25 protein-coding genes, 1 tRNA gene and 2 pseudogenes are annotated in these 22,882 nt (G+C 64.1%); 6 read left to right on the forward strand and 22 right to left on the reverse strand.

Annotation, left to right across the window (positions count from 1 at the left end):
* Positions 1-29: 29 nt before the first annotated feature.
* From IDL90_RS06570 to IDL90_RS11495, 5 genes are all read left to right on the forward strand, one after another.
* Positions 30-1,157 (forward strand): D-alanine--D-alanine ligase family protein, encoded by a 1,128-nt coding sequence (locus tag IDL90_RS06570; RefSeq protein WP_182141180.1) that lies wholly within the window; start codon positions 30-32, stop codon positions 1,155-1,157.
* 54 nt (positions 1,158-1,211) lie between these two features.
* Positions 1,212-2,126: a RimK family alpha-L-glutamate ligase gene (locus tag IDL90_RS06575; RefSeq protein ID WP_182141179.1), complete on the forward strand. Its 915-nt coding sequence runs from the start codon at positions 1,212-1,214 to the stop codon at positions 2,124-2,126.
* Positions 2,126-2,560, forward strand: coding sequence for a metallopeptidase family protein (locus tag IDL90_RS06580; RefSeq protein WP_182142734.1), 435 nt, complete (start codon positions 2,126-2,128; stop codon positions 2,558-2,560). The genes IDL90_RS06575 and IDL90_RS06580 overlap by 1 nt, the downstream gene beginning before the upstream one ends.
* 96 nt (positions 2,561-2,656) lie before the next feature.
* A tRNA-His gene (locus IDL90_RS06585) sits at positions 2,657-2,732 on the forward strand.
* Between the two features lie 136 nt (positions 2,733-2,868).
* Positions 2,869-3,000 carry a hypothetical protein gene (locus IDL90_RS11495; RefSeq protein WP_262509090.1) on the forward strand — a complete coding sequence of 44 codons (132 nt, stop codon included), beginning with the start codon at positions 2,869-2,871 and terminating at the stop codon, positions 2,998-3,000.
* Positions 3,001-3,354: 354 nt separating this feature from the next.
* Here the strand turns inward: IDL90_RS11495 and IDL90_RS11855 are convergent.
* Positions 3,355-3,774, reverse strand: a pseudogene (locus IDL90_RS11855) (recombinase family protein); the annotation flags it as partial.
* Between IDL90_RS11855 and IDL90_RS11305 the strand changes: the two are divergent.
* On the forward strand, positions 3,757-3,936 hold the full coding sequence (locus IDL90_RS11305) for a hypothetical protein (RefSeq protein WP_223175236.1): 180 nt from the start codon (positions 3,757-3,759) through the stop codon (positions 3,934-3,936). The pseudogene IDL90_RS11855 and the gene IDL90_RS11305 sit on opposite strands and share 18 nt — an antisense overlap.
* Here the strand turns inward: IDL90_RS11305 and IDL90_RS11860 are convergent.
* The 21 genes and pseudogenes from IDL90_RS11860 to IDL90_RS06690 all read right to left on the reverse strand — a co-directional run.
* Positions 3,937-4,407, reverse strand: a pseudogene (locus IDL90_RS11860) (recombinase family protein); the annotation flags it as partial.
* A 176-nt stretch (positions 4,408-4,583) separates the two neighbouring features.
* Positions 4,584-4,787: a hypothetical protein gene (locus IDL90_RS06595; RefSeq protein WP_223175237.1), complete on the reverse strand. Its 204-nt coding sequence runs from the start codon at positions 4,785-4,787 to the stop codon at positions 4,584-4,586.
* A complete protein-coding gene (locus tag IDL90_RS06600) occupies positions 4,787-5,359 on the reverse strand; it encodes a hypothetical protein (protein ID WP_187994848.1) in 573 nt (190 codons plus the stop codon). Before IDL90_RS06600 ends, IDL90_RS06595 begins: the two co-directional genes overlap by 1 nt.
* Before the next feature lie 9 nt (positions 5,360-5,368).
* Complete coding sequence (locus tag IDL90_RS11510; protein WP_187994849.1) at positions 5,369-5,893, reverse strand: hypothetical protein; 525 nt, start codon at positions 5,891-5,893, stop codon at positions 5,369-5,371.
* Positions 5,894-5,965: 72 nt separating this feature from the next.
* Entirely contained in the window at positions 5,966-7,741 is a 1,776-nt protein-coding gene (locus IDL90_RS06610) for a TraM recognition domain-containing protein (RefSeq protein ID WP_187994850.1), read from the reverse strand.
* Positions 7,738-8,295, reverse strand: coding sequence for a hypothetical protein (locus IDL90_RS06615; RefSeq protein WP_223175238.1), 558 nt, complete (start codon positions 8,293-8,295; stop codon positions 7,738-7,740). Before IDL90_RS06615 ends, IDL90_RS06610 begins: the two co-directional genes overlap by 4 nt.
* A gap of 13 nt (positions 8,296-8,308) precedes the next feature.
* A complete protein-coding gene (locus IDL90_RS06620; protein WP_187994851.1) occupies positions 8,309-9,784 on the reverse strand; it encodes an ATP-binding protein in 1,476 nt (491 codons plus the stop codon).
* Positions 9,781-10,548 carry a hypothetical protein gene (locus IDL90_RS06625; protein WP_187994852.1) on the reverse strand — a complete coding sequence of 256 codons (768 nt, stop codon included), beginning with the start codon at positions 10,546-10,548 and terminating at the stop codon, positions 9,781-9,783. Before IDL90_RS06625 ends, IDL90_RS06620 begins: the two co-directional genes overlap by 4 nt.
* Positions 10,549-10,558: 10 nt before the next feature.
* Positions 10,559-12,019, reverse strand: a complete 1,461-nt coding sequence (locus tag IDL90_RS06630) for an SCO6880 family protein (RefSeq protein ID WP_187994853.1) — start codon at positions 12,017-12,019, stop codon at positions 10,559-10,561.
* 3 nt (positions 12,020-12,022) lie between these two features.
* Positions 12,023-13,390, reverse strand: a complete 1,368-nt coding sequence (locus tag IDL90_RS06635) for a conjugal transfer protein TrbL (protein ID WP_187994854.1) — start codon at positions 13,388-13,390, stop codon at positions 12,023-12,025.
* A gap of 31 nt (positions 13,391-13,421) precedes the next feature.
* Complete coding sequence (locus IDL90_RS06640; RefSeq protein ID WP_187994964.1) at positions 13,422-13,694, reverse strand: DUF6112 family protein; 273 nt, start codon at positions 13,692-13,694, stop codon at positions 13,422-13,424.
* Positions 13,695-13,875: 181 nt separating this feature from the next.
* Positions 13,876-14,142, reverse strand: a complete 267-nt coding sequence (locus IDL90_RS06645) for a DUF6112 family protein (RefSeq protein WP_187994855.1) — start codon at positions 14,140-14,142, stop codon at positions 13,876-13,878.
* Between the two features lie 164 nt (positions 14,143-14,306).
* Positions 14,307-15,926 carry a M23 family metallopeptidase gene (locus tag IDL90_RS06650; protein WP_187994856.1) on the reverse strand — a complete coding sequence of 540 codons (1,620 nt, stop codon included), beginning with the start codon at positions 15,924-15,926 and terminating at the stop codon, positions 14,307-14,309.
* 9 nt (positions 15,927-15,935) lie between these two features.
* Positions 15,936-16,646: a hypothetical protein gene (locus IDL90_RS06655; RefSeq protein WP_316930299.1), complete on the reverse strand. Its 711-nt coding sequence runs from the start codon at positions 16,644-16,646 to the stop codon at positions 15,936-15,938.
* Positions 16,647-16,654: 8 nt separating this feature from the next.
* Positions 16,655-17,620 carry a ParB N-terminal domain-containing protein gene (locus tag IDL90_RS06660; RefSeq protein ID WP_187994857.1) on the reverse strand — a complete coding sequence of 322 codons (966 nt, stop codon included), beginning with the start codon at positions 17,618-17,620 and terminating at the stop codon, positions 16,655-16,657.
* Positions 17,620-18,474 carry a hypothetical protein gene (locus tag IDL90_RS06665; RefSeq protein ID WP_187994858.1) on the reverse strand — a complete coding sequence of 285 codons (855 nt, stop codon included), beginning with the start codon at positions 18,472-18,474 and terminating at the stop codon, positions 17,620-17,622. The genes IDL90_RS06660 and IDL90_RS06665 overlap by 1 nt, the downstream gene beginning before the upstream one ends.
* Before the next feature lie 80 nt (positions 18,475-18,554).
* Positions 18,555-18,956 carry a hypothetical protein gene (locus tag IDL90_RS06670; RefSeq protein ID WP_187994859.1) on the reverse strand — a complete coding sequence of 134 codons (402 nt, stop codon included), beginning with the start codon at positions 18,954-18,956 and terminating at the stop codon, positions 18,555-18,557.
* Complete coding sequence (locus IDL90_RS06675; protein WP_187994860.1) at positions 18,953-19,663, reverse strand: DUF2637 domain-containing protein; 711 nt, start codon at positions 19,661-19,663, stop codon at positions 18,953-18,955. The genes IDL90_RS06670 and IDL90_RS06675 overlap by 4 nt, the downstream gene beginning before the upstream one ends.
* A complete protein-coding gene (locus IDL90_RS06680; RefSeq protein WP_187994861.1) occupies positions 19,663-20,565 on the reverse strand; it encodes a bifunctional DNA primase/polymerase in 903 nt (300 codons plus the stop codon). The genes IDL90_RS06675 and IDL90_RS06680 overlap by 1 nt, the downstream gene beginning before the upstream one ends.
* Complete coding sequence (locus IDL90_RS06685) at positions 20,565-21,644, reverse strand: ArdC-like ssDNA-binding domain-containing protein (protein ID WP_187994862.1); 1,080 nt, start codon at positions 21,642-21,644, stop codon at positions 20,565-20,567. The genes IDL90_RS06680 and IDL90_RS06685 overlap by 1 nt, the downstream gene beginning before the upstream one ends.
* Before the next feature lie 230 nt (positions 21,645-21,874).
* Positions 21,875-22,792: an AraC family transcriptional regulator gene (locus tag IDL90_RS06690; protein WP_223175239.1), complete on the reverse strand. Its 918-nt coding sequence runs from the start codon at positions 22,790-22,792 to the stop codon at positions 21,875-21,877.
* Positions 22,793-22,882: the final 90 nt, after the last annotated feature.

Raw genomic sequence — 22,882 nt, forward strand, 5'->3', positions numbered from 1 at the left:
TGCGGGGGGCGGGTACTAAAGTTGTTCCCATGACTGCTGATCCTCGCCCCCTCGTCGCCGTCCTCTTCGGCGGAATGTCAGGGGAACACCAGATTTCCTGTGCAACTGCCGGTGGCGTCCTCGGCGCTATTGACGAAGAGAAGTGGCAGACCTTCGCCATCGGTATCACGCCCGACGGGCAGTGGGTTCCTATGCCCTCGGACCCGCTTGCCTACGTCCTTGGCGACGACGGTGGGTACACGGTTGAGGCAGGGGACCTGCGCGTCGCAATCCTGCCGGGTTCGCCGCGGCTGATTCAGTTTGAGGTGGACGACGGCGGTCATCCAGTCCCAGAAACCGTGCGCACCATCGGTGACATCGACGTCCTCTTCCCACTGCTTCACGGCCCGTACGGCGAGGACGGAACCGTGCAGGGGCTGCTGGAACTCTCCAAGGTTCGCTACGTGGGGTGCGGGGTCGCGTCCTCGGCGGTATGCCAGGACAAGTACCTGACGAAGACCGTCCTCGGCGCCGCGGGCATCGACGTGGGGGAGTGGGTCGCCTTCACGCAGCGAGACTGGCTAGGTGACCAGCAGGAATGGGAGGCGCAAGTCGCCGCCCTCGGCTTCCCGGTATTTGTGAAGCCGTGTCGTGCCGGGTCGTCCCTCGGTGTCTCCAGGGTGGATGCGGCAGCCGACCTAGCCGCCGCCCTCGACGAAGCCATGCGTCATGATCCGCGCGTGATTGTTGAGGCAGCATGCCCTGGTCGTGAAGTTGAGTGTGGAGTCCTTGGAACGGCGGACGGCTCCCTGAGCGCCTCCGCAATTGGGGAAATCCGCGTCCTCACGGAAGGCTTCTACGACTACGAATCCAAGTATTTTGCCCCCCAGGCCGTACAACTGGACTGCCCAGCCGATCTTCCCGAGGACGTGGCGCGAGCAATCCAGAAGATCGCCCTCGTCGCATTCGAAGCGGTAGAGGGGGAGGGGATTTCCCGTATCGACTTCTTCTACAACGAAGAAAGTGGGCGCATCGTCCTCAACGAAATCAACACGTTGCCCGGCTTCACCCCCGGCTCGTTATACCCCGTCATGTTCGACCGAGTGGGGATCACGTATCCAGAACTGGTGAGCGCGCTCTTGGAAGAGGCAGCAGCACGGCCGGTGGGATTGCGCTAACAGCTTCCCTGTAACCACGGCATCTGCGCGACGCCGACGCGGTAACGTAGGGTCATGAGCAAACCAAAGGTGACCCTGGCGACAGCGGCGTCGATGCCGAACCTGTACCCGGATGAAAATGGACTGCTGGACGCCCTCGCCGAACGCGGCATGGACCCGCAGATCAAGGCGTGGACCGACCCTGATGTGAACTGGGATGACGCGGGACTGGTTGTGGTCCGCTCAGTCATTGATTACGCGCGTGATCGCAAGAAGTTCCTTACCTGGGCTCGCAGCGTGCCACGTATTCTCAATAGTGCGGATGCGCTGACGTGGAACTCGGACAAACACTACTTGCAGGAGTTGGCCAGTCGCGGGCTCCCCACCATCCAGACCACGTGGATCGCGGCGGCAAACAACTACGAAAAACGGCAGGTCCACGCGCGTTTCCCAGCGTTTGGTGACTTTGTCGTCAAGCCGACGGTGTCTTCGGGTGTGCGCGACATTGGACGCTACAGCACGAATGACTTGAAGCAACGTCAGGCGGCAATGGCTCAGGCGATGACGCTGCTTGGTGAGGGGCGCGACATCATGGTGCAGCGCTACCGCGAAGAGATTGACGAACATGGTGAGATGTCGTTGATCTTCTTCAACGGGCTTTTGTCTCACGCCGTACAGAAGAAGGCGTTACTGCACCCATCGGAAGTGACGGATCGTTCCATTCGTGAGGCTGTTGTCTCCGCGCATATTCCAACCGAGCAGGAACTGGTGTGGGGGGAGCAGATTCGCCTAGTCATCCACGACTACGTCCGTTCACGGCTGGGTCGGGATGAACAGTTCCTCTTCAACCGCGTCGACGTGGTCCCCGATGGGGAAGGGTCATTCCTGGTGATGGAGATCGCCCTCGTCGATGCTGATCTTTATGAAGATTCCACGCCGGACGCCATGGGTAACTTCGCTGACGCGATTGGGATGCGCGCGTTCTGGTGATGGACGAGGACGGGGGCGCCGCAGCGGGGGAAACGCACGAACCGGATGGGGCCGAACCGGTCGCAGCCGAGCCGGATGCTCCAGAAGTTGAGCTCCCCATCACGGATGAGGAGTTCGAGGAGATGGTGGAAGCCGCCCTCGAACGTGTCCCCAAACACTTCACGGCAGCGGTGGAGAACTGCGCTTTCATTGTGGAGCATGATCCGCCGGGTGGTCGCCGCAACCTGCTGGGGCTGTATCACGGTGTGTCGCTGCCGAATCGGGGGCATTACTCGGGTGCGATGCCGGACACAATCACCATTTACCAGAACCCGATCATCCGCGTGTTTCGGACGCGGGAACGGGTGCGTGAAGAGGTGTACAGAACCGTGGTGCATGAGATCGGGCATTACTTCGGGATGGATGACGAGGAGCTGCACGGATTGGGTTGGTAGACGCACCTCACCCTCACGGAGGGGCGCTCGTGGTCTGAACGGCGGGTTTCCTCTGCTAATATCTGTAGGTGCTGCCTGAGGTTATGGGCGGCAATGGTGGTTGTAGCTCAGTTGGTAGAGCCCCGGCTTGTGGTGCCGGTTGTCGCGGGTTCAAGTCCCGTCAGCCACCCCACTCGGGCGAGGTTCAAACCCTCGACAAGAGGAACCAGTCTGGTTCCGGTTTGAACCTCGCCCCTTTTCTTTGCCTCGGCAGCCCAGGTGAGGGCGTTGCCTTGGACCTCGGGATCACACAGGGTGTCGTAGGGGCGATGGTAGGTCACGCTGGGCTGCCCGTCTTCGTCGATGTAGATCGCTGTGAAGAGCGCCTGGTTGCACAGCCTCCGGTTCAGATCGTCGCAGCGCTGGTAGATGTCCGAGACGTGCGCGAGCAGTCCGAGTGAGTCTTCCAGGTTCTCCCTTGCGTCGGCGTACTTGTTGTCGTGGGCAGCGATGCGGAAGTTGATCCGCTCAAGTGCCGCGCTGATCCGGTCTTGTTCGCTTTTGAGCATGTCGAGTGGGACGGCATCGGCGTAGTGGGCCTGCATCAACTTGAAGCGTTCGCGTTCTAGCTCGCCGCGTTCCTTCACGAGCCGGTCCAGTTCCTTGGTCTCGCAGGCCATGAGTCGGTCGAACTCGGCGTGCAGCATCCCGGCGACGTCCTGGCGGGTTTGGGCGGAGACCTGGACGGTTGTGTAGTACTCCTCGATGAGGCGTTCGACATCTTCGATCAGCATGGCTTGGCGGGTGCAGTCGGTGTTCCCGCTGTGCCTGCCGGAGCAGATGAAGTAGGGGTAGACCTTGCCGTGTCGGTTCTTTGCGTTGCAGATGATGAGCCGGGAGCCGCACTGCCCGCAGTAGACGGTTCCTTTGAGGTAGTGATCGTGTGTCTGGGTCTTGTCGGCGGCAGAGATGTGGGCTTGGAGGACGGTTTGGACTTGGTACCAGACCTCGCGCGGAACGATAGGCTCATGCGTACCCTTGTAGGTCACCTCTTTGTAGGTGATGTCGCCCTTGTAGTACGGGTTCGACAGCATCCGGTGGACGCTCGACTTGCCTATCGGCTTCGATGGCCGCTTCGGTGTCGGTCGGGTCGTCAGCCCGCGCCGGACGAGTTCACGATGTAGCTGGGCAACGGTCCACAGCCCAGAGGCGAAGACTTGGAATGCCCAGGTCACCAGCGCGGCGCGTTCGGTGTCGATCCTGACGGTGCGTTCTTCCCTGCCGTGCTCATTGCGGATACCGACGTTCTCATACCCGATGGGAGCCAGCCCGATGGTGCCGCCCTGGGATGCCTTCTGGGACAAGCCCTTGACGGTTTCGGTGGCGAGGTTGCGTGAGTAGAACTCGGCGATGGAGGACATGATGCCGTGCAGCAACATGCCGCTCGGGGTTTCGTCGATGTTCTCGCTGGCAGATACCAGCATCACTCCGGCTTCGCGCAGCGCCAGGTGGATGGTCACGTCGTCGGCCCGGTTGCGCGCGAGCCGGTCTACCTTGTGAACAACGCAGTAGTTCACTTGGTGCTCTGCCACGTACTTGATCATCCGCATCAGCGCGGGACGGTCAGCCTTTCTGGCGGACTCGCCCGCGTCCACGAACTCCTCAACGACGGTGGCCCCGAGCTGTTCAGCTTTGCGTCTGTTCGCATCGCGTTGGGCCGGGATGGAATATCCCTCTTCGCCGCCGCCCTTCTCGGCCTGTTCCTTGGTCGAGACGCGCAGGTAGATCACGGCGGTTGCTCCGCCGTCAGGTACAGAGGGGGAAACGAGGCTATCGACCGGGGGTCGGTCGTCTAGAAGGGTTGTCATGGCTCTTCTCCGCAGCTAGTGGTCAAGCCACCGCAGAGTCATCAACTGCGAATGTTGATCGTGAGAAGAGCCCGAAGGCCGCAAGGACATGGCCGTGAAGGCCAAGTAAGATTCCCCGTCACAAACGGACGAGGTCAGGGACCACAACATCCACCTCTACGGCGGACATCTTCATTCTATGCGGAGCCGGTAGTGCCTGTCACCGACCCTCGCGAGGAGGAACGCTGAACGCGACGCTGCCCCGTCTCTTGGAGGGTGAAACGGATCAGGAGTTCGGTGAGCTTGTCCACGTCAGGGCTCTCGCGATGCTCCGCCCGCACCGAGAGGTGGCGTTCTTCGCGGGGACGTTGATTCGTCTTGCGCCGGTAGGTCCGCACCATCAGCCGATCACCTCGCCCGTCTCTGGATCGACACCAGCGAAGAACGCATCCTCTGCCTTGCGGCGTCGGTTGACTTCTTCGATGACGAAGGCAACGAAGTCTTCGTCTCGGTCGTGGATCGGTGTTTCTTCGATGGGTTCGGCGGGGTCTTCGCCGGGCCAGCTGGTCTGGCGGGTGGCACGGTCTCGGTCGAGCCTTGTGCCGCTGGTGGCCACCCATTCACGGAGACGATGGCGGGCATCAGCGAAGTCGCGGTGCCAGCCCAGGGGCGCGGAGGCGTTCTGTTCGGGATCGTATGCAGCGAGCCAATGAAGGTGTAGGGCGGAGAGTTCCCAGAGAAGTTCACTGTGGCGGTGCCACAAAGGCGGGATCACGCTAGCTGGTAAGCCGTAGGTGTGTCTCAACCAGTCAATCCAACGGTTCAGTTCCAGCAGCTCCGCTTCCAAGTCCACGGAGGACAAGAGATTCCAGTTGATCGGGTGAGGAGGGATGGGGAGCCCTGCGTCGGGCTCGAAGTCTGATTGACCTTCTGGGAAGTCCACCTCGGCGGCGGTGAAATCCTGTTCGCTCATGGTCTGACCTCACATTCCAACCGCAGCACGAGAGGAGCCGTTGCCTGCTCTCTCGGCCAGCTCAAAAGGGGTGGACTCGCGTTCTGCCCCGTCGCGCTCAAGCTCGTTTCGGTGCGGTGACTCGTCCGGTACACGTCGAGTCCTCGCAAGGTCTGGGCCAAACCTCTTGGCAATGAAGCGCGTGCTCTCTTTGCCCGTCTTCTCGTCGAAGTACTTTTCAAGCTCCCCCTGCGCGATGAAGAACTGCCGCTTCAACAGTTTGTCTTTGGCGTGGACCGCAGCACCTCGGAAGGCGACGACGCGGAAGAATCTGGTCTTCTGTTTCGTGAACGTTCCGTCAGACTCGTGCGTGTACCGCTCTTGCCCCGCCATAAAGAACAGTCGTGGGACGCCCCCTTTGGGGTTCTTGAACTTCGGCGTGGAGGCGACGAACCCATAGACGCTGTCTTCGATCTTGGGGTCATTCGACGAGCCGGAGCCGTCGAGGTCCAGTTGCTCTTGGGAAGCCAGTACCGCTTCATCTTGCGTGGACATGGACTCACTCCTGTCTGCTCTTGAAGCCCGCATTCCGGGCCTTGCGACAGACAGGTGGGAATCTCGTCCCTGCTACTGGGAGCGGCGGAGGAGGTTCTCGATCTCGGCTCGGTCAGCGGCGAGTTGTTTGGCGTCGGGGCGTCCTGGCCAGGGGTGGAGGTCGGTGATGATGGGTGGCGCGGAGCGCAGTAGGACGATCCCGGTGCCGAACGGCAAGCGCCGAATGTGGTCAGGCGGCAGGATCGGGACACGACGGACGGAGCGTTGGTTGGAGCGGCTGCCGTGGTCACCAAGGGTCACGGAGTCGGTGTATTCGTCGCGTTCCCCGATCAGGTTGGACACGTCTTGGAGGTCGCGCGCCCCGGAGGCACCGCCGAGGACGATCTTGACGATGGCCGCATCCCAGATCGCACTGGCTTGGTGCTCGTTCCACCGATCACGCGCTTGAGAAAGTGACTGCAATATCGGCATCGTGGTGATCCCCGACCCACCCCCTTCAGCCATCAACGTCGGCAGGGACGGAAGCGGTGAGAGGTTGGCGATCTCATCCAACGCCAAGAGCATGGGTGGATCGAGGCGCGCGCCGGGAGATCGTGCGGCCATCCTCCGGGCGGTCTCGATCAAGTCCTCCACCAGGGCCGCGACCAGCGCGGCGGATGCCCCGGCACCGCTGCCGGTCGCCAGTAAGAAGAACGTGCCCTTGCCTTGGATGAAGGCCTCGGGGTCGAAGCTCTCGCCAGGACCGGGTGATACGGCGTCCAGGACGCGCGGGTCAGCGAGCGAGCCGAGGGCGAGGGAGACGCCTTGCCAGATGGAGTCGCGGGTGCGTGGGTCGGAGTCGATCATGGCTTGTAAGGATTCGGCCCAGCCGGTCGCGGCCTTGGGTGAAGCGTTGAGGATCGCCACCGCATCGGCAGCGGCTACCGGGTCGAGGGTCCACCGGAACAGCTCGGCAGGACTCCGGTTGTCGATGGCCGCCGCGTGCAGCAACGCTTGAAGGGCACTTCTGGTCTTGCCTTCCCAGAAGCCACCGGAATCGACCCCGCCGGATGAGAGTCCGGTTCCGGCGGCCAACCCAGTGGCACGGATCATCGCGGTCTGCGGGTTCTCACATCCCCGGATCGGTGACCAGCGCATCCCCGAAGGCAGTCCTTCGGCGAGGTGTTGAGGGTCGAAGATCGCGACCGGTCCGACTTTGGCGCGCGCCCTCATGCTGGCGGTCAGGTTGTCCGGGCGGGTGCTGGTACACACCACAGCACCCGGAGCATCCAAAATCGCGGGAATCACCAAATGGAGCCCTTTGCCGGAACGGGGCGGGCCGATGACCATGATCGAGTCCTCCACCGACGCCCAGATACTCGCGCCCTTCGACGTGCCGAGTAGATAGCCGACTTCCTCGGGCTTCGGAGACTCCAGACTTGGACGGAGACTATTCGCGCGCTTAAGAAGCGCCCTGGTGGAGGCCGTGGCGTTGATGTCGTGGCGGGTGGCGACACCGGCCATGCGACGCGGATCAGCCTCGACCGTCGTGGTGTAGCGGCGTATCCGCAACCAGACGAAGGCTCCCAGGATGCCGGTGAATGTCAGCATGAGCCCGGTGATGATCCAGTAGACGACCGGGCTGAGACCGGGAGCCCCCAGAGCGGTTGCGGGATCGGACGGGTTGAGCAGCACACTGACCCCGGACGCCGGACCACCAGAAGGCTGAGCAGAGCGGGTGATCCAAGCGGTCACCGATCCGGCCCCGCGCAAGATGAAGGTCAAGGCGACCAGGGCCAGCAGACCGACCATGGCGGCGTTGGTCAGCTCATCACCCATCGACCCGGTTTGGCGTGAGGGCTGGCTCATCCCAGCCGCCTGATCGCCATGGTCCCGGAGATACGCCCGACCAACACGACCTCGCAGCCTTCGGGGTGCTCGCTGGCGTCGATGAGCGTGCGGGCAAGGCCGTCACCGGTGGCAGCGGTATAGCCAGTGACCAGAGCGATGGCCACGTCCTCACCGGGAACGAAGCCCTCCGTGCGGACCTCGTGCAGCTCTGGGTGTTTCGCGCGACGCGGCCCCCGGCTCGGCGCAGGATCGCTCGGTGCTGGTGTGGGGATGCCGAGGGCCGGGATCAGATCGGTGAAGGAACTGCCGTCGGTTTCACGTACTTCGATCCACACCGCGACGGTGCGGTGCTCGGTAGCCTGGTCGATGATGTCGGGCAACGAGGAGCGCCGCCACACGGTGTTGGCCGGTGGCGGCAGAACGGTTCCGTCCATCGAGACGATCACGGTGCCGCCCGGCTGGACGGTCAAGACGACGGTGGGAATAGTGGCAGGCACGGCTGCCGGATGGGGTTTCTTCATGCCCGGCAGGTACACACCCCACAACCAGCGTCCGCTCGGCCGCAGGAACACTGAACATGCGGATTCACCCGCTCGTCATACGAGTCGTCGTGTCGAAGAGCGACAACTCACCCGGGTGCATCTGATGCTGCACAACGAACGACCTGTCCTTGATGCGCCACAGCCCCTGCCCAGTGGAAAGAGTGGGAAGGAGCTTCTGCTCGGTGCCAGTCAAACCCAATGTCTGCGCGGTGATACCGAGCTGGTCGGACTCTTGCCGGTAGATCACCCTGGTCTCCGCGTTCGCCAACAACGAGGTGGCCAGCGCCCGGTTGGCGGAACCAAGATCGCCCACGGTGTCCAGGTCGGAGAGCTTGTGGAAAATCAACATGTTGGCCAGCCCAAAGTGGCGGGCCAAACGCCATTGAGCATCCATACGGCGCAGCAACGCCGGATGGGACATCAACCTCCACGCCTCGTCGTAGACCATCCAGCGCTGTCCGCCGGCAGGATCGAGGAGCGCCGATTCCATCCACGCACTGGCACAGGTCATCAGCACCGACAGGAGCGCGGTGTTCTCCGCCACTCTCGACAAGTCCAACGAGATCATTGGCAGGGTCGGGTCGAACGCCACGGTGCTCGGCCCGTCGAACAGGCCTTGAAGGTCACCGGCGACCAAGCGACGTAGCGCATGGGCAACCAGACGCCCATCTTCTGCCAACCTGCCGTCATCACCGGTGGGGTTGGGGTTGAAGAGCCGGTCCACCACGTGCGGGAGGATCGGCACCGTGTTCTCGCGGACCGTCGCGGTCAGGGCAGCATCGACAGCCGTGTGCTCCAACGGCGTGAGCGGCCTGCCGAGCACGGTCTCAGCCAAGGCTCCGAGCAGATCGCGGCGGCGGGAGGCGACGGTGGAGGCCCACGACTCATCCGACAGTCCGGCGGGCCGGTGGCCCTCATCGAGGGGGTTCAACCGGGCGGTGAGTCCGTGGCCAAGAATGATGGCTCTCCCACCGACCGCTTCGGCGACCGGGGTGTGCTCGCCTTTGGGATCGCAGGGAATGTAGACCCGCCTACCGAACGGCAAACTCCTGGTGTAGAGGCTTTTCGCGAGCGATGATTTCCCGCTGCCGACGATCCCGGCGACGATCACGTTCGGGGCGGTGATGGCTCCGTCTTTGTAGAGCTGCCACGGGTCGTAGACGAAACTGCCACCGGAGTACATATCGGCCCCGACGAAGACACCCCGCGCGCCGAGCCCGCCTTCGGCGAGGAAGGGATACTGACCCGCCAACACAGCGGACGTGTCCTGATGCCGGGGCAGGTGGAACCGTCCCGGCGAACGCAGCGCGGCAGGGCCTGGCTCTCCGGCTTTGGGCAGGTAGTGGGTGGCGCGCAGCTCCGCACGTTCTGCCTCCCGCCGCTGCCGCGCGGCCTGCTTGTCGGCCTGCCGTTGCTGGGCCAGGAGCCGGGCGGCGGCTCCACGGCGTTGCTTACGCAGGCGACGCTTCTCATGGGCCGGGGAGATCAGAACAGCGGTGTGCAGTCGCTCCTCGTTCATAGCCCCAGCCCCCGAGACTGCGTGGCATCAGGCCGTCGAACCGGCTGGTACCCAGAGGCGTCACGCACGGCCTGGCGTCGTGGCGCGGGTTTCGGTGCAGGCGTTGCTGGTTCCTCGCCTACGTCAGGGTGGCGGAACAGACCGACGTGACCCATGAACGGGTTGTAGGTCAGGGTGTAGATCCCGTGCTCGGCCACCTTGTCGAGGGTTCCGGCGGGGATCGCATCGTAAGTCGATTGGTTGGCGATGGCCGCGCTGGTGGTCTCCTCCCCGTAGTCCCAGTTCGACAGGTACTCGACCGCCGTCTGGGTGCCGTGGGTGTCGATCAGGTCGAGCACCTCGTCGGCGTCGTCGCCTTGCAGGAACACCACGCTGATCCATGTCCGATTCATCGTCGTGTGTGTTTCTGGGGAGGGGTCGTGGTGCCAGGCGATCCGGCCCGCCGCGACGAATCCGGTGGCGAGCCGGTCGTAGGACTGGTCGAGCAGTCGGGCGGCCTGCCTCAGCTCGTCGGCAGCAGTCAGTGCGTCCTGCACCCCGGCGTCATGGTTGCCGTCGTCGTTGAATGCGCACGCCGCCCTGTTCTCGTGGTTGGTAGCGAGTTGGTCGAGTACCTGGTGCAGCGAGCGCATCGCTGAGGACAGGTCACCGATCACCCCATACATTTCGGCGGGCTGATCGAAGACGCGGCTGGCATGCGCCAGGCCCCGCAGGGCGTCGGAGGCCTCAGCGGCGTCGATGGTGGAATTGTCATATGTGGGCATCGTCAGCCTCCTAGATGGTTCGGGTGAGTGGGAGTGCGGCGGCGGTGAACGCGGCGGCTTGCTGGCCGACCAGCCGTCTGGTCTCACAGCTCGCTTGGATCGCGGCCTGCTCGATGGCTGCTATCGCGGATTCCAGCTCCGTCTCGGTGGGTGCGGTGACAGCGATCAGGCCGGAGTAGCGCAGCACCCCGTGACCGGCGGTCAACTCGGATTCTTGTTGGAGAACGTCGTGGTACTCGGCGGTCTGCGAGGCGTCTTCTATCTGCCCGATCCGTGCCCTCTGGTTGAAGTCGCTGATGTATTCGACCTTTTTCTTCCTGATGTCCTTCGCGGCGACATCGGAACGCAGTGGGGTGTAGATCAGCGACAGAGAGCGCTGTATCCCGCTCGACAACGCCACGGGTGCGAGGAATCCCGGATACACCAGCGAGCGCGGCCACTCACTGATCCAGAGCACCGCGTGGTACGCGGAGTCGGTGCGCAGGTTCCCCCAGGTCTCGGTCACCGCGACCGGCCCAGCAGTCGCCAACGCCCGCCCCACTGTGCCGTGGCGTTCCAGCGCGGAGGCCACGGCGGGGTCATAGGCCGAGCGCAGGATCACCGCCACGTCCCCAGCCGTCAGCCACCCAGAAGGGTGAAGGTCGGCAGACCTGAGTGCGGTGGTCAGGGTGGCCATTTCCTGACGGAGCACCGCAGCAGCACCCTTGATGCCGCCACCGGCGGTTTTGATCTGGCGTGCGGCAGCCCGCATGTCCAGGGACAGACTGATGGTGGTGGCGTGGCGTTCCCCGGCGGGACCGGCACGCTCGATCAGCTCCGCGTAGGTGGTGGCGGCCCAGGTGTGGTCGTGGGTGCCGTGTTCGGCCCACCATTCAGCGAGCCCGGTGCCCGAATCTGGGAGGGTGCGTTCCAGGACTTGGAGGGTGGAGATCCTGCCAGAGCGGCAGGCGGTGGCCAGGACTCGGCCCCAGGCGGTGACGCGGCGTTCCTGCTCACCCGGATCGAGCAGGATGAACGCAGGATGGGTGACCTCGCAGATCACCGTCAGAGTCGGCCCGTGGGGGTCGTGGATCATGCAGGCCCCGCTGGTGGGGTCGGTGTATTCACGCAGGCGGGCCATGTCGCCCGGCAACGCCAAGGTGCCTTCGGGGCGGGGCTTGACGATCCGTCGCCGGTAGAGGAACTGTCCGCCGGTGGTCTTCCACAGCCACCAGAACCCGACCGGTAGCCACTCCACCAAAGGCCGCCGGCCGACGGGTATCCAGGTCAGGGCGAGACAGGTGACCCAGATGGGTGCGGTGTAGGCCAGCAGCATCCCGCCGCCGGAGTAGACCGCGAACACCACCGCCCCCAGCGTGATGCCCAGGGTGACGAGCTGGGACACCGACAGCCCCAACAAGACACCCCTGCGGGTGAGGCGAGAGAACTTGACCGGCACCAGCTCGGTGCCCGGCGTGTTGTCGTTACTCATGGCTCACTCCTTGCCAGGTGGGGTCTTCGGGACGGGCGGTGGCGGCGGTGGAGGCGGTTCACTGCCACGCGGCGCACCCGCCGGAGCCGACGGAGTAGATGACGCCGGTGCGGGCGCGTTCGGCGGTGGCGGTGTGCTCGTGGATTGATTCGCGGCGTCGGCAGCCTGTTCGCCTTGTGCGGCCAGCGCGGTGCCCGCTTTGGGTCCGGCGGTCGCGGCCTCTTTGGCGACCACCACCGCAGCGACCGGAGCAGCCACAGCAGCACCACCAGTCGCAGCACCTCCGGTCGCGGCGGTCCCTTCACCGGCAGTCGCCGTCGCCGCAGGCGCAGCCGAGGACGCTGGACCACTGCTTGACGGGTTGCTGGGCGGTGGGCTGCTGGTGGGTTTGTCGCCGGTGTTGGTGTCGAGAACCTTCTTCGGGCCGTCGCCTGCGGGTTTGGTGGGGATCGGCACGGGCCGGTTGACGGCACTCTTGGCTTCTTGTTCTGCGCCGATCTGGTTGTAGAGGTCCACCCCGACGAAGGACAGGAACCTGTAGACGAGATACGGGCTGAAGCCCGCCAGCGCCATCAAGACGATGCCCGCCAAAGGGTCGGACACCGAGGTCAAGTCGGTGGAGATCGGGGCGGAGACCTGGGTGATGGCGACAAGGAAGATGATGACGAGCACGAGCTTGGACAACACCAGGGCGAGGACGAACATCGCCCATTTGCTGATCCAGCCCTTCGCGGCGTCCCAGGAGGAACCGGAGAACGCCAACGGTGCCAGCGCGATGGCCACCAGGAGCAGAGCTTTACGAACCAGCAAGGAGAGCCACACAATCGCGGCGGCAGCGATAGCGAGCCCGGCCAGGAAGATGATGAGGACCGCGCCGACACCGGGGGCGGCCATCGTGATGCCGCCCAGACCGGCGACCAGGATCGAGATTTTGCCGCCCATGGAATCGACGGTTTCCCCGGCGGCTTGGATGATACCGATGCAGAGCTGATCGGTGATCTCCAACGCCAATGCCACCAGCGTGATCACCACGAAGCTGCCGAGCACGCTCTTCGCGAGGCCCAGCACGGCCCGCGACAACGCGGTGGGGTCGCGTTTGACCAGGCCGGTGATCAACTGAAGACAGAAGAACAACAGCATCAAGCTGACGGCGATACCGAAGATGATGTTGTAGACCGCGACGTACTCGGGGCGGGTCACGTCCACCAGCGTGGTGGCGTCGAAGGCGTCCCAGACGGCCTCGAACAGCCATTCAGCTGCCCCTCCCATCGCTGAGGCGATCAGCTCGAAGGGAAACGCGGCGACCGTCGCGGCGGCTTCACCGGCAACGTCGCAGACGTTGGAGACAATGGGCCAATCGCACACAGACATTACGAGCCCTCTCGTTGGCTGGTGAGTGGGTTCATACGGACTGGCCGACGTTCCAGAAGAAATTGATCAAGGCCACACTCGCGCCGCAGATCACGGCAGCACCGCAGGACACCAGAACGCCGACCTTGCCGCGTGAGGCGAGGTGCGGATTGCTTGAGTTGGCTCCGAAGCCCCACACAATCGCGCTGATGATCAACGCGAGGACCGACAGGATGAGGCCGACGGTCATGATGGCTCCGACGATGGTGCGCAGCTGGGAGATGCCCGGCAGGCCGGAGTCGTTCGGGGTGATGGTGATGTCCATGGGCAGCAGGCCCACGACATGGACGAAAGAGGTGGTGATCAGTTCAATCACGGCGGACTCCAATCCAAAACAGTGCCCACCGGTCGGTGGGCAGCAGAGGTTGTCGCCTGGCAGGTGCTCCCTGCGCCCCGAACAGAGGAAAGGCCCGCCCCCAGTGGGGACGGGCACGAGCCTTTGAGCCTCAGATTTGTTCGCCGACGCTGATGAGCCAGTTCATGAGCGCGACCCCGCCACCGGCCAGCACCGCTGTACCGAGGGCGACCAGCACGCCGATACGTCCGCGTGAGGCGACCTGGTAGTTCCCGGACGAAGAGGCCAACGCCCAGATCACCCCGGAGATCACCATGACCGCAACAGAGGCGATCAACACGATGGTCAACAGCGCCCCGACAACCTGCTGTAGATCGCTGACGCCGGACAGGCCATTGAAGTCAGGAAACACGTTCATGACGGCCAGGTGCGCCCGGTACAACCGGGGCCTGGCCGACGTGGGGCCTTACATTAGATGTACGAATCGTGCATCAGATGCAATCGCCCCACAGCGCCCTCATCGGCGTGCTACCAGGGGAAATACCGCGTCCATGGGGGCTATTCGGACGGTTTGGATATTCGCTAGTTCACTTTCACGGTGATGTGGAGGTGGTCGAAATGACCGCCCGTGATCGAGGCCGGGTCGTGCATGCCGCCACCGTTGTACAGTCGCCATCCTTGGTCGTCGCGGGCCAGTGACCAGATTTGTCCTTGCCAGATCAGGTACTCCACACCGAGAAGCTCGGCGTTGTCTTTGACCCAGTTCGTGACTTGCCATCCCGCGTCCAGTTGCGAGGGCGTGGGGCGGGAGCCGATGGCGTTACCGAACGTGATGTCGCACGCTCTACCTTTCGGGTGCTCGCTGTTCTGTCCGGGCCTGGGTGAGTAGCACGACCAGCCAGTGTCCGGGAACGCGGCCTTGGTCTGGGCCATGACCTGGGCCATGCGGGAGGTGATCCGCCCGCCCGTGGTGGGGTCATCGACCATCTGTCCGCCGTCCCCGGTGATCGCGGTCGCTTTCCCGCTGTAGCGGTTGGTGGCGCAACCATCACTCGATACCCCAGCGCTGGTGGAACCGTTCTGGGTGGTGGCCTTGTGGTCGGCCAGCCAGGCATCGGCATCAATAGCCTCCCCGCCACCCGGACGCACCTCGAAATGCAGATGCGGTCCAGTGGAGCGCCCGGAGTTGCCGACATCACCGATGTGCTGCCCGGCGGTCACCCGGTCACCCACGGTGACGTGGATGCCGCTTCGCCACATGTGGATGTATCCGGTCGAGACGGGCTGGCCTCCCACCGTATGGTCAATGACGATCTGCCCACCCCAGGTATCGGAGTATTCCGCGACCGAGACGATACCGTCGGCGACCGCATAGATAGCGGTTCCATCAGCAGCCGCGTAGTCCGTGCCCTCATGCAGCTTCCATTCATTGAGGGTCGGATGCATCCGATAACCGAACGGCGAGGTCATCACCCAACTGTTCTCCGGGAGCGGGAACACGATCCGCGAAGTCTCCGGGATGGCCCTGTTCGACCCGCCACCGCTGCCGGGCGTCGGCTTGGTGAGCGCGTCCAAAATGGTGTCGGCGACCGGCTCGTAGTTGGCGTACCGGTCCGGGAACGCAGACACTTCTACGGCCTGGGCGGCTTCGCCCTTGTCCATGGTCTGCCAGCCCGGAATGTCCAGCAAGCCCCTGGGTGACGGATAGTTCGGGCCGGTGGGGCCGCCGAAGAAGGCCTGGGCTTGATAGGTCGGGCCCATCAACTCTTTGACGGTGCCCCACCCGGATTGCGGTCGCATCTGGAACAAGCCCAAACTGTCGTGGTCCGAGGCATCGCCGTCGTTCGGGTAGTCCGCCGACTCCGGGTAGGCGCCGGTGTTCGACAGCATCCGTAAGGTCGATTCGGTGAGCGCGGCCATGAGCGCGATCTGAATGCCGTCACGGGTGACGCCCTCGATCTGCGAGCCCACGGTGATGATGGTCGCCGCATGGGTGAGCTGCTGCTTGTTGAGCGTGAACGAGGTGCCATCCCTCGCTGTCACCTGCAAAGAATCGGGGATGCTGCCCACTGTCAGACCAGAACCCAGGACAGAACATCCGGCGTTCCCGGCTGGGTTGACCAGCAGAGCGATGGCCATGAGGATCGTGGCCGGGCCGAGCAACACCATGGCCAGGGCGGCCAGTGCGAGCTTCTTGAGCATCAGACACCCCTACTTCAGGGGGTTGTCGAGCTGGGACAGTCTCAGCACATGGCACGAGTCCGCCACTGGTGGGCAGGCGATGAAGATGGTGAAAGCGACTGGGAAGTCGTCGGTGACGGGGGTGCCGTTCCATGTCCCGGCCCGGTGGCGGATGCCCTCAATCGTCACCGCGCTCGCCCCGGTCGGCACCTGCCCCGGTGGAGCCTGAATGATCGCGTCCGCCCACGCTTCGGGCACATAGGTTCGCTCGATGGTCAGCGTTTGGCTGGTGGCGTGCTTGCGCAGCTCGACCCATTGCTCGCGGGAGGGCAGATAGTTCGCCACATCGGACGCCAATCCGGCTTGCTCGGTCCCGGACGGGTCACCAACGGCGAGGATCGCCGCGCTGTAGTCCAGCGGCATCAACCCGGACGCGGTATCCCAGGCGAACAACGTGGTCGCGACATTGCGGGCGAACTGGTCCGGGTCGGTGGAGCCGACGACACGCGGAGGTTCGGTCACTCGTGGCGACTGTGTGCCCGGCCCCGGAGAAGTGGATGGGCTCGACGTTGCAGGCGGCGCGGGTGATGGCGGGGTTTTGGGGCCGGTGACCAGGCCGTAGATGCCAACACCGGCCAGGATCAAGAACACGATTCCGGCGGCGAGGGCGGCATAGAGGCGGCCACGCGACGAAGGAGCATCAAGTGAAGTCGTCATACCCGGCAGGTACTCGTACGGCACCTCACGTCCTAGAGTGCGCGGAGCTGGGGCTGTTGGTCGCGGAGTTGACGGAGTTTCTGCGCGGTCTGCGCGGTGCCTTCGGCGGTGGCGTAGAACGCTTCGGCTTGCTCGTCGGTCAGTTCACGGGCCAGTGTGTCGAGGTCGTAGCGGTCCCACCACTCGAACAGTTCGCCCCAGGTCATCACGAACGCTCGCACCGCATACCGGGCAGGCGCCGCCGAACGCTTCGGCGTCGAAGGCTTCGGTTTCTTCGCGGCCTCCTTCACTCGCGCCAATGCTTCGTCAGCCAGGGCGTGCAAGTGGGAGGCACGATCTTCGTGGAGAGCGTCGGTCGCCGACCGGAGACCCTGGTAGATCGGGTGAACAGCCCCGCCCGCGTCGATCTGCGCCAGCCCATCGCGGGCCTGCTGCCGCAGCTCGTCGGGAAGCTCCGCATCATCGGCGGCGTCGCGCAGGTAGCCGATCTTGTCCAGCGTGGAGTGTTTGGGTGCCCCTGGGATCATCGCGGCGGCCTGGTCGCGGCTTTCACCTGCTGACGGTGCCGCCAATTTGGCGGCACCGTCGATTCCCGGTTGATTGTCGGTGCTGAACCGGGACGCGGCCTGGCGGCGGGACGCATCCTCAGCGAGTAGCTGCTTGATCTCCCGATAGAGGGCTTCGGCCTCCAACGGTGAGAGCGCCTTGTGCAAAGCGTTGTCGTCCTGCTCGGCCAGCAGATGCGCCAGCCGGTCCGAGATCGCTGAGCGCACCCACACGTTCACGGTGCGCCAGCCGAGCCGCCGGACGGCAGCTAGCCTTCTGGCCCCGCACACCAGCACGCCGTCAGGGGTGATGGTGATGGGCTGAAGGAGTCCGTCGCGTTCGATGGAGGCGATCAGGGCGTCGAGGTCGCCCATGTCCTTGCGGTGGCGGTGGCCGACCTGGATCGACTCAACCGTCCGGTCGAGTTCGATATAGCCGACTGCCGCACCCATCAGGCACCCCGCAGTTCCCGCCTACCCGGAGCCGCCAGCACAATGACGGCCACCAACTCATCGTCGGCGAGCAGATCGGCCAGCTCTTCGCCGATCAGCAGCCGCAGCAAAATGCCCTGACCACGGCCCGTGGCCCCGTAGGCGGCATCCATGCTGCCGAGCAGGACACGCAGCATCGCGGTCCACGACCCGGCAGGCACATCCAGCAACGCGCGGGCATGGCGATCACGCCGCAACGCCTCATAGGTCGAGGCTCGCGAGCCCAGCCGGGCCAGCGATTCGCAGACGTGACTGATCGCCGCGCTCGCCGTCCCGTGAGGCCAGCCCAGCAGCACAAACAAGGTGATGGCATCCTTGATAGCTGCCGCCACTGATCCCGTTTCCTTGGGTTCGGGCTCCTCACCGCAATAGGTATCGCGGGTCTGGAACGCGGGATGGTAGTCCATCAGCAGGTTCTCCCGGTCAGAGAAACGTTCCGGGTCATGATGCGCCGAGACATGAGGGCGGCGTGCCTGGTGGGTTGAGCACAACAACCCCTGGGCACGCTCCTCGGCGATGCAGGTGATCCGCACCGCATGAGTCACCACCGCCCACGGATCGGCAGCATTCCGGGCGGCGCGGGTGCGCATCACATCAAACGCAGCAGACGCCGCCTCCCACGGATCGAGATGGTGTTTCCTAGCCAACGCGGCGTACCGATCAGCGGTGAACTCCATCAGCTCACCCGCCCGCGGATCACTCCGCCACGCGCCCCGGCCCGCCTGGTGCAGCCGGATCAACAAGGCACGCAGCCCCTCACCGGTACGGAAATCATCACCGCCACTCGTAGCGGTCCTCTTCTTCGTCGTCGTCATCGTTCAGAAACCTCCTGCACAACAGGTAGGTTTCTGCTCCCTGCATGCGTTCGGCCCTGCCAAATGGGAGTTCATCAGGGTTATCCCCGCATCCCGACCGCAGGACGTACCGGGCCATCAGCTGGGGCATTGCGCCGCCCGAACGCCCAGGGTGGGGGCAGCTGGCGCGCCCGCTTCGAGATCGCACGCCCGACCGTTGCGACGCCGCGCCGGGCCTGGGTCGCCGCCGCCTTGTTGAAGCGGATACCCGCCCTCGCCGCCACGGAACTACCGCGCGTGATCAGATCAGAGGCGCGCACCCACTCCACCCCGCGACCACGCACCGCGCCCAGCCGCTCCTTCGCCGCTCGTCTCGATGCTTCCGCCTGCTTGACCGCATCCGGCACCACTTCCGTCTCCGGGACGTCGGGCTTCACCGCCTCTACGGCCTCGATGTCGCGGCGGGGTTCTGGTACCTCGATGGGGAGTGTCTGCTCGCTCATGACTCATCTCCTGTCGTTTCCGATTCGGTGTCGATAGGTGGGTGCTCTCGGGCAAACCAGCGGCCCACCGTCGAGGCATGAACACCGAGCTGACGGGCGATCTGCTTGTTCGACCAACCCGCCTCCCGCAGCCCCACCGCCTGCTCGCGCCGATCCGCCACGGACTCAACCGTGGCCGGATCGCCCTCCACCGGGGCTACTGGTACGAGTTCCATTGGCCCCTCAGCCGACACCAGCTCAGGAATGGAGTTCAGGACGGGAATCTGGTGGACTTCCAGCCTCGGAGCCTCGGCAGTGGTGTCGGCAGGTTTCCTGGTCAAGATCACTGTCAGGTGATTGATCGCCAGCAGCACGATGGGTGGGACAGCGGCGACCGCAGCCGCCAGCACATTCGGCACATCCGCATCAGCAGACACCACCGCATGAACCGCATTCGCGGTCACCGAGATCAGCGCCCCACCCGCAAGGAGCATCCACGGATACCACGCCGTCTTCTGCCCGGCCAGGGCGACAACCGAGACCGTGGCGACCACGATGATCCCGTCCACGATCAACGGCCACGCCCACGCCTGACCCGCCGCGATCCCCGAACGCGTCGCCAGATCAGCCAACGCCGTAAAGCTGAGCCAGAACGCCCCGAACGCGATCAGGCACGTCCCCGCAATCGCCGTCCGTGCCGCCCACCGGTGACTCATCGTCTCGCCCATCACAGCCCCCTCATCGCCGGGGATGCCCGCACCGGCACACGCCGCTCACAAAGGGCAGGCGTCGGAGCTGGCCGGGCGGTAGTGGGGTGGGTGGAGCGGTAGGCGGACTGCACGGTTCTGGTGATCTCGCGCTGCCCGAAGTCGGGCTGCTCGACGGCCAGGAAGGCATCGAGGGCATCGCCGATGGGCACGTTTCCCTCGGCCAGGCGGCACGCCGCCCAGAACAGCTTGAGGTTCCGATCCGTCGTCTGCTGCGCCAGCCACGTCGCCAGCCGGGACACATCCACCCGCTCAACCGGATGATCCCGAGTGGGCCGCTGGATCACGGGGCGCGGGTCGAGAAAGTCCCGCAACCGGCCCGAATCCACGGGCGTTGATGCATCGGGATGCAGCTGGAACACCTCATACGCGCGCAGCACCCCGTCCACCCGGACCCGTGACGGTGGGACGATGATGTAGCCTCCATCGCCGCGACAGTCGATCCCCACCCTCCCCGCCTGCCACGACCTCTGCTCCAACGCGTCGTCAGCCGGGTAGTAGAGGTGCATCCCACCCGACGGGGTACGGACGACGGCCAACGGGATCGGTAACAACCCAGCGGCACGGGCGCGACCGAACGCCTCGAAACCGTTGATGCCGTGAACATCGACATCGACCACCACCACACCCGACGCCTTCCCGGTTGGGATCGCCACGTTCGCGTTCGGGAACCGCCCCCACCAGTCCGCGACCTGGCTCGGATTGGTCGTCGCGTCATGGAAACCAGAACTGCCCGGCAGTGGCCTCTTCCCGCCCGCCCCGCATGGGAACAGCGGGATACCGGCCTCCGTGAGTCGGCGAGCAGTCAGCGCCGGAGCAGACGGAACACCGCTGAACACGGAGACGAGCGGATGCGTGGCCATCACAGCCCCCGCCCCACAAGAACCGGCTCAGCCTGAGCGCCCTGTGGCTCCACCGCTGGTTGGGTTCTGCCCGAAGCCCGACCCGATCTCTTCGCGGCGTCGCGGTCGAGGCCGGGCGGGGTGCCGTCGCCCACCTTGATGGTGTCGAGCTGATCGAGAATCCCGGTCGCGACCTTACGTACTCGCTCACCCGTGGCCTTGACGACCTCGACCGGGCTGGTGTCCTTCACCGAGGCTGCCCACCCCGACACATACGGCACCGTGTAGAGGCTTGTGTCCATGCCATGAGCAGCGCCGATCATCAGCGCCACCGACTCGGCCTCCACCTCACCGATACCGCGATGCTGACGCGCCTCCTGATTGTCCGGGCCATGCATCAACACATGCCCCAGCTCGTGCGCCAGAGTCTTCACCTGAGAGGCATCCGACATATTCGACCGCACCGAAGCCGTCTTCGACACGTAGTCCGTGACGCCGTTCGCGCCACGAATCACCGACTCGTCAGGAACGCGCACCAGATCGAAACCCGCAACCCTCACCTGGACGGCGAGACCATCCCACAACCCAGCCGGTGCCTGGCCTTCCAACAGCCTCGGCTCCGGAGTCGCCGGGATCGGCGCGCCGTCGGTCTGGCTCACATCCCACACATAGGCCGGTTTCGCGCCCACCATCCGTGACCGCTCGATCTCGTTAACCCTGAGCTTCTCACCCGGTCCCAGACGACGCCAGGAGAGCGGATCCGACGGGTTTGCCGAGGCGAACCTCGCGGTCACCGGGGCAAAGATCATGTACCCGGACTGGCCCTTAGCCACCTGACGGTCCAGGCCCTGCCATTGCCGATACCCCGCCACATAGGTCGGGAAAGGGTCAGACACCCGGCCCTCGTCGAAGGCCTGCATGTGCTGAGCCCAGATCAGCAGGGTGTTGTTGAAGCTGCGCGTTCTGAACTTGGCCGCAAACGACAGCGCCCGTACCCAGTCCTCACCAGTGACGAGCTGTTCGACCGCGCCGGTCAGCTTCTCGTGTAGTTCCTCAAGCCGCGCCTCACGCGCTGCCCGAGCCTCCTCTTTCGTCGCCATGTCGGGGCCTCCCTCCATCGTCGGGGCCACCCAGCAGTGGGTAGTCGTGCGACTGTGAGGTACGCCAGGAACATCTAGGAGACAAGGGCAAGCCAAACAGAGGGCCACACAGTCACGGTCACCGGATCAACCTGGCGAGACCAAAAGTTCTACCCCAACTGGTGACGTCATAGAGGGCGAAGGACGCAAATGTGCGGGTACCGAGAAAGTTCTCGATGCTATAGAGCGAGTCACGCCACTGCGTTGTGGGTGCGCCGATAGGTGCCCGGCGTCATGCCGACGTACTCGCGGAACACGCGGATCGCGTAGCTCATACTACGCCAACCAACCAGCCCGACAGCATCCTCAACCAGCATGTCAGTCTCCCTGAGCAACCGCGCCAATTCCTCCACCCGAGACATCGCCAAATAGGCCATCGGAGTCTTTCCATATGCCTCCGCGAACACTCGGGACAGCTGTGACTCAGACAAATGAACCCTGCTAGACAGCTCATTCATGGTCCAATGATGTGTTAGATCATCTCGCAACAGTTCGGCGGCACGCCTGGCCTCAACCCGCAGTGGTACAAATCGACGATGCCGAGGCATGGTCGGACGCTGCCGTTCACGCTGAGAGGGCGATAGCCTGATCGAGGAAACTTTGACCAACGGACTGATTTTGTCGGCTAGTGCGAACCAGAGCGATTGGATGCGATAGAACCTCTCGGCGTACCCATCATCAGCGGTGAGGACCACAAGCTCGTCAAGACAGGGCGTGATCTCGTGGAGTTGTTGTTCGCCGATGTGAAGAAGCTGCACGGGCGCGACATACAGTTTGCTGGCTAGTTCTTTGGCATCGAGTCGGTCCGATAAGAGTCCAACGTGTTGCCAGAAGACCTGGTCGACGAGGTAGTCGGTATCGATATAGACGATTGTGACGGCGAAGCACTCTTCTGGCTCAACGGCACACAATGTGTTGGTGCATAGCAGAACGGCGTCTCCGACTGTGACCACTCGCTGGCCGATCTGCGAGCTGAGGATGGCTGAACCTTCGCGAACAAGGGAAACCTTCACACAGTCAAAAGCGACTGCCTCAATGGGCTTCGTGAACGAATAATGACGCACGCTGATCGGCACATATGGAGCAATGCGCCGAACATTCATGTTCATAGCCCATTCTCCCTTTTTGAGGTCCAGTGAGGACTGGGTTGCTTACTCCGATTCGGATGGCGACGCGCGTCTATTAGAGCGCCTTTGGAC

Origin of the sequence: Schaalia sp. JY-X159 (assembly GCF_014525425.1) — a bacterium.
Classification (GTDB): Bacteria; Actinomycetota; Actinomycetes; order Actinomycetales; family Actinomycetaceae; genus Scrofimicrobium.

Bases quoted from the DNA above. Each gene is read 5' to 3' on its own strand.
- IDL90_RS06650 (WP_187994856.1), bottom strand. From the start codon at position 15,926: ATGCTCAAGAAGCTCGCACTGGCCGCCCTGGCCATGGTGTTGCTCGGC.
- IDL90_RS06610 (WP_187994850.1), bottom strand. From the start codon at position 7,741: ATGAGCCAGCCCTCACGCCAAACCGGGTCGATGGGTGATGAGCTGACC.
- IDL90_RS06690 (WP_223175239.1), bottom strand. From the start codon at position 22,792: ATGAACATGAATGTTCGGCGCATTGCTCCATATGTGCCGATCAGCGTG.
- IDL90_RS06640 (WP_187994964.1), bottom strand. From the start codon at position 13,694: ATGGACATCACCATCACCCCGAACGACTCCGGCCTGCCGGGCATCTCC.
- IDL90_RS06645 (WP_187994855.1), bottom strand. From the start codon at position 14,142: ATGAACGTGTTTCCTGACTTCAATGGCCTGTCCGGCGTCAGCGATCTA.
- IDL90_RS06570 (WP_182141180.1), top strand. From the start codon at position 30: ATGACTGCTGATCCTCGCCCCCTCGTCGCCGTCCTCTTCGGCGGAATG.
- IDL90_RS06575 (WP_182141179.1), top strand. From the start codon at position 1,212: ATGAGCAAACCAAAGGTGACCCTGGCGACAGCGGCGTCGATGCCGAAC.
- IDL90_RS06665 (WP_187994858.1), bottom strand. From the start codon at position 18,474: ATGACGACGACGAAGAAGAGGACCGCTACGAGTGGCGGTGATGATTTC.
- IDL90_RS06675 (WP_187994860.1), bottom strand. From the start codon at position 19,663: ATGGGCGAGACGATGAGTCACCGGTGGGCGGCACGGACGGCGATTGCG.
- IDL90_RS06600 (WP_187994848.1), bottom strand. From the start codon at position 5,359: ATGAGCGAACAGGATTTCACCGCCGCCGAGGTGGACTTCCCAGAAGGT.
- IDL90_RS06670 (WP_187994859.1), bottom strand. From the start codon at position 18,956: ATGAGCGAGCAGACACTCCCCATCGAGGTACCAGAACCCCGCCGCGAC.
- IDL90_RS06620 (WP_187994851.1), bottom strand. From the start codon at position 9,784: ATGAACGAGGAGCGACTGCACACCGCTGTTCTGATCTCCCCGGCCCAT.
- IDL90_RS11495 (WP_262509090.1), top strand. From the start codon at position 2,869: ATGGTAGGTCACGCTGGGCTGCCCGTCTTCGTCGATGTAGATCGCTGT.
- IDL90_RS06660 (WP_187994857.1), bottom strand. From the start codon at position 17,620: ATGGGTGCGGCAGTCGGCTATATCGAACTCGACCGGACGGTTGAGTCG.
- IDL90_RS06595 (WP_223175237.1), bottom strand. From the start codon at position 4,787: ATGGTGCGGACCTACCGGCGCAAGACGAATCAACGTCCCCGCGAAGAA.
- IDL90_RS06580 (WP_182142734.1), top strand. From the start codon at position 2,126: ATGGACGAGGACGGGGGCGCCGCAGCGGGGGAAACGCACGAACCGGAT.
- IDL90_RS06635 (WP_187994854.1), bottom strand. From the start codon at position 13,390: ATGTCTGTGTGCGATTGGCCCATTGTCTCCAACGTCTGCGACGTTGCC.
- IDL90_RS06680 (WP_187994861.1), bottom strand. From the start codon at position 20,565: ATGGCCACGCATCCGCTCGTCTCCGTGTTCAGCGGTGTTCCGTCTGCT.
- IDL90_RS06685 (WP_187994862.1), bottom strand. From the start codon at position 21,644: ATGGCGACGAAAGAGGAGGCTCGGGCAGCGCGTGAGGCGCGGCTTGAG.
- IDL90_RS11510 (WP_187994849.1), bottom strand. From the start codon at position 5,893: ATGTCCACGCAAGATGAAGCGGTACTGGCTTCCCAAGAGCAACTGGAC.
- IDL90_RS06625 (WP_187994852.1), bottom strand. From the start codon at position 10,548: ATGCCCACATATGACAATTCCACCATCGACGCCGCTGAGGCCTCCGAC.
- IDL90_RS06630 (WP_187994853.1), bottom strand. From the start codon at position 12,019: ATGAGTAACGACAACACGCCGGGCACCGAGCTGGTGCCGGTCAAGTTC.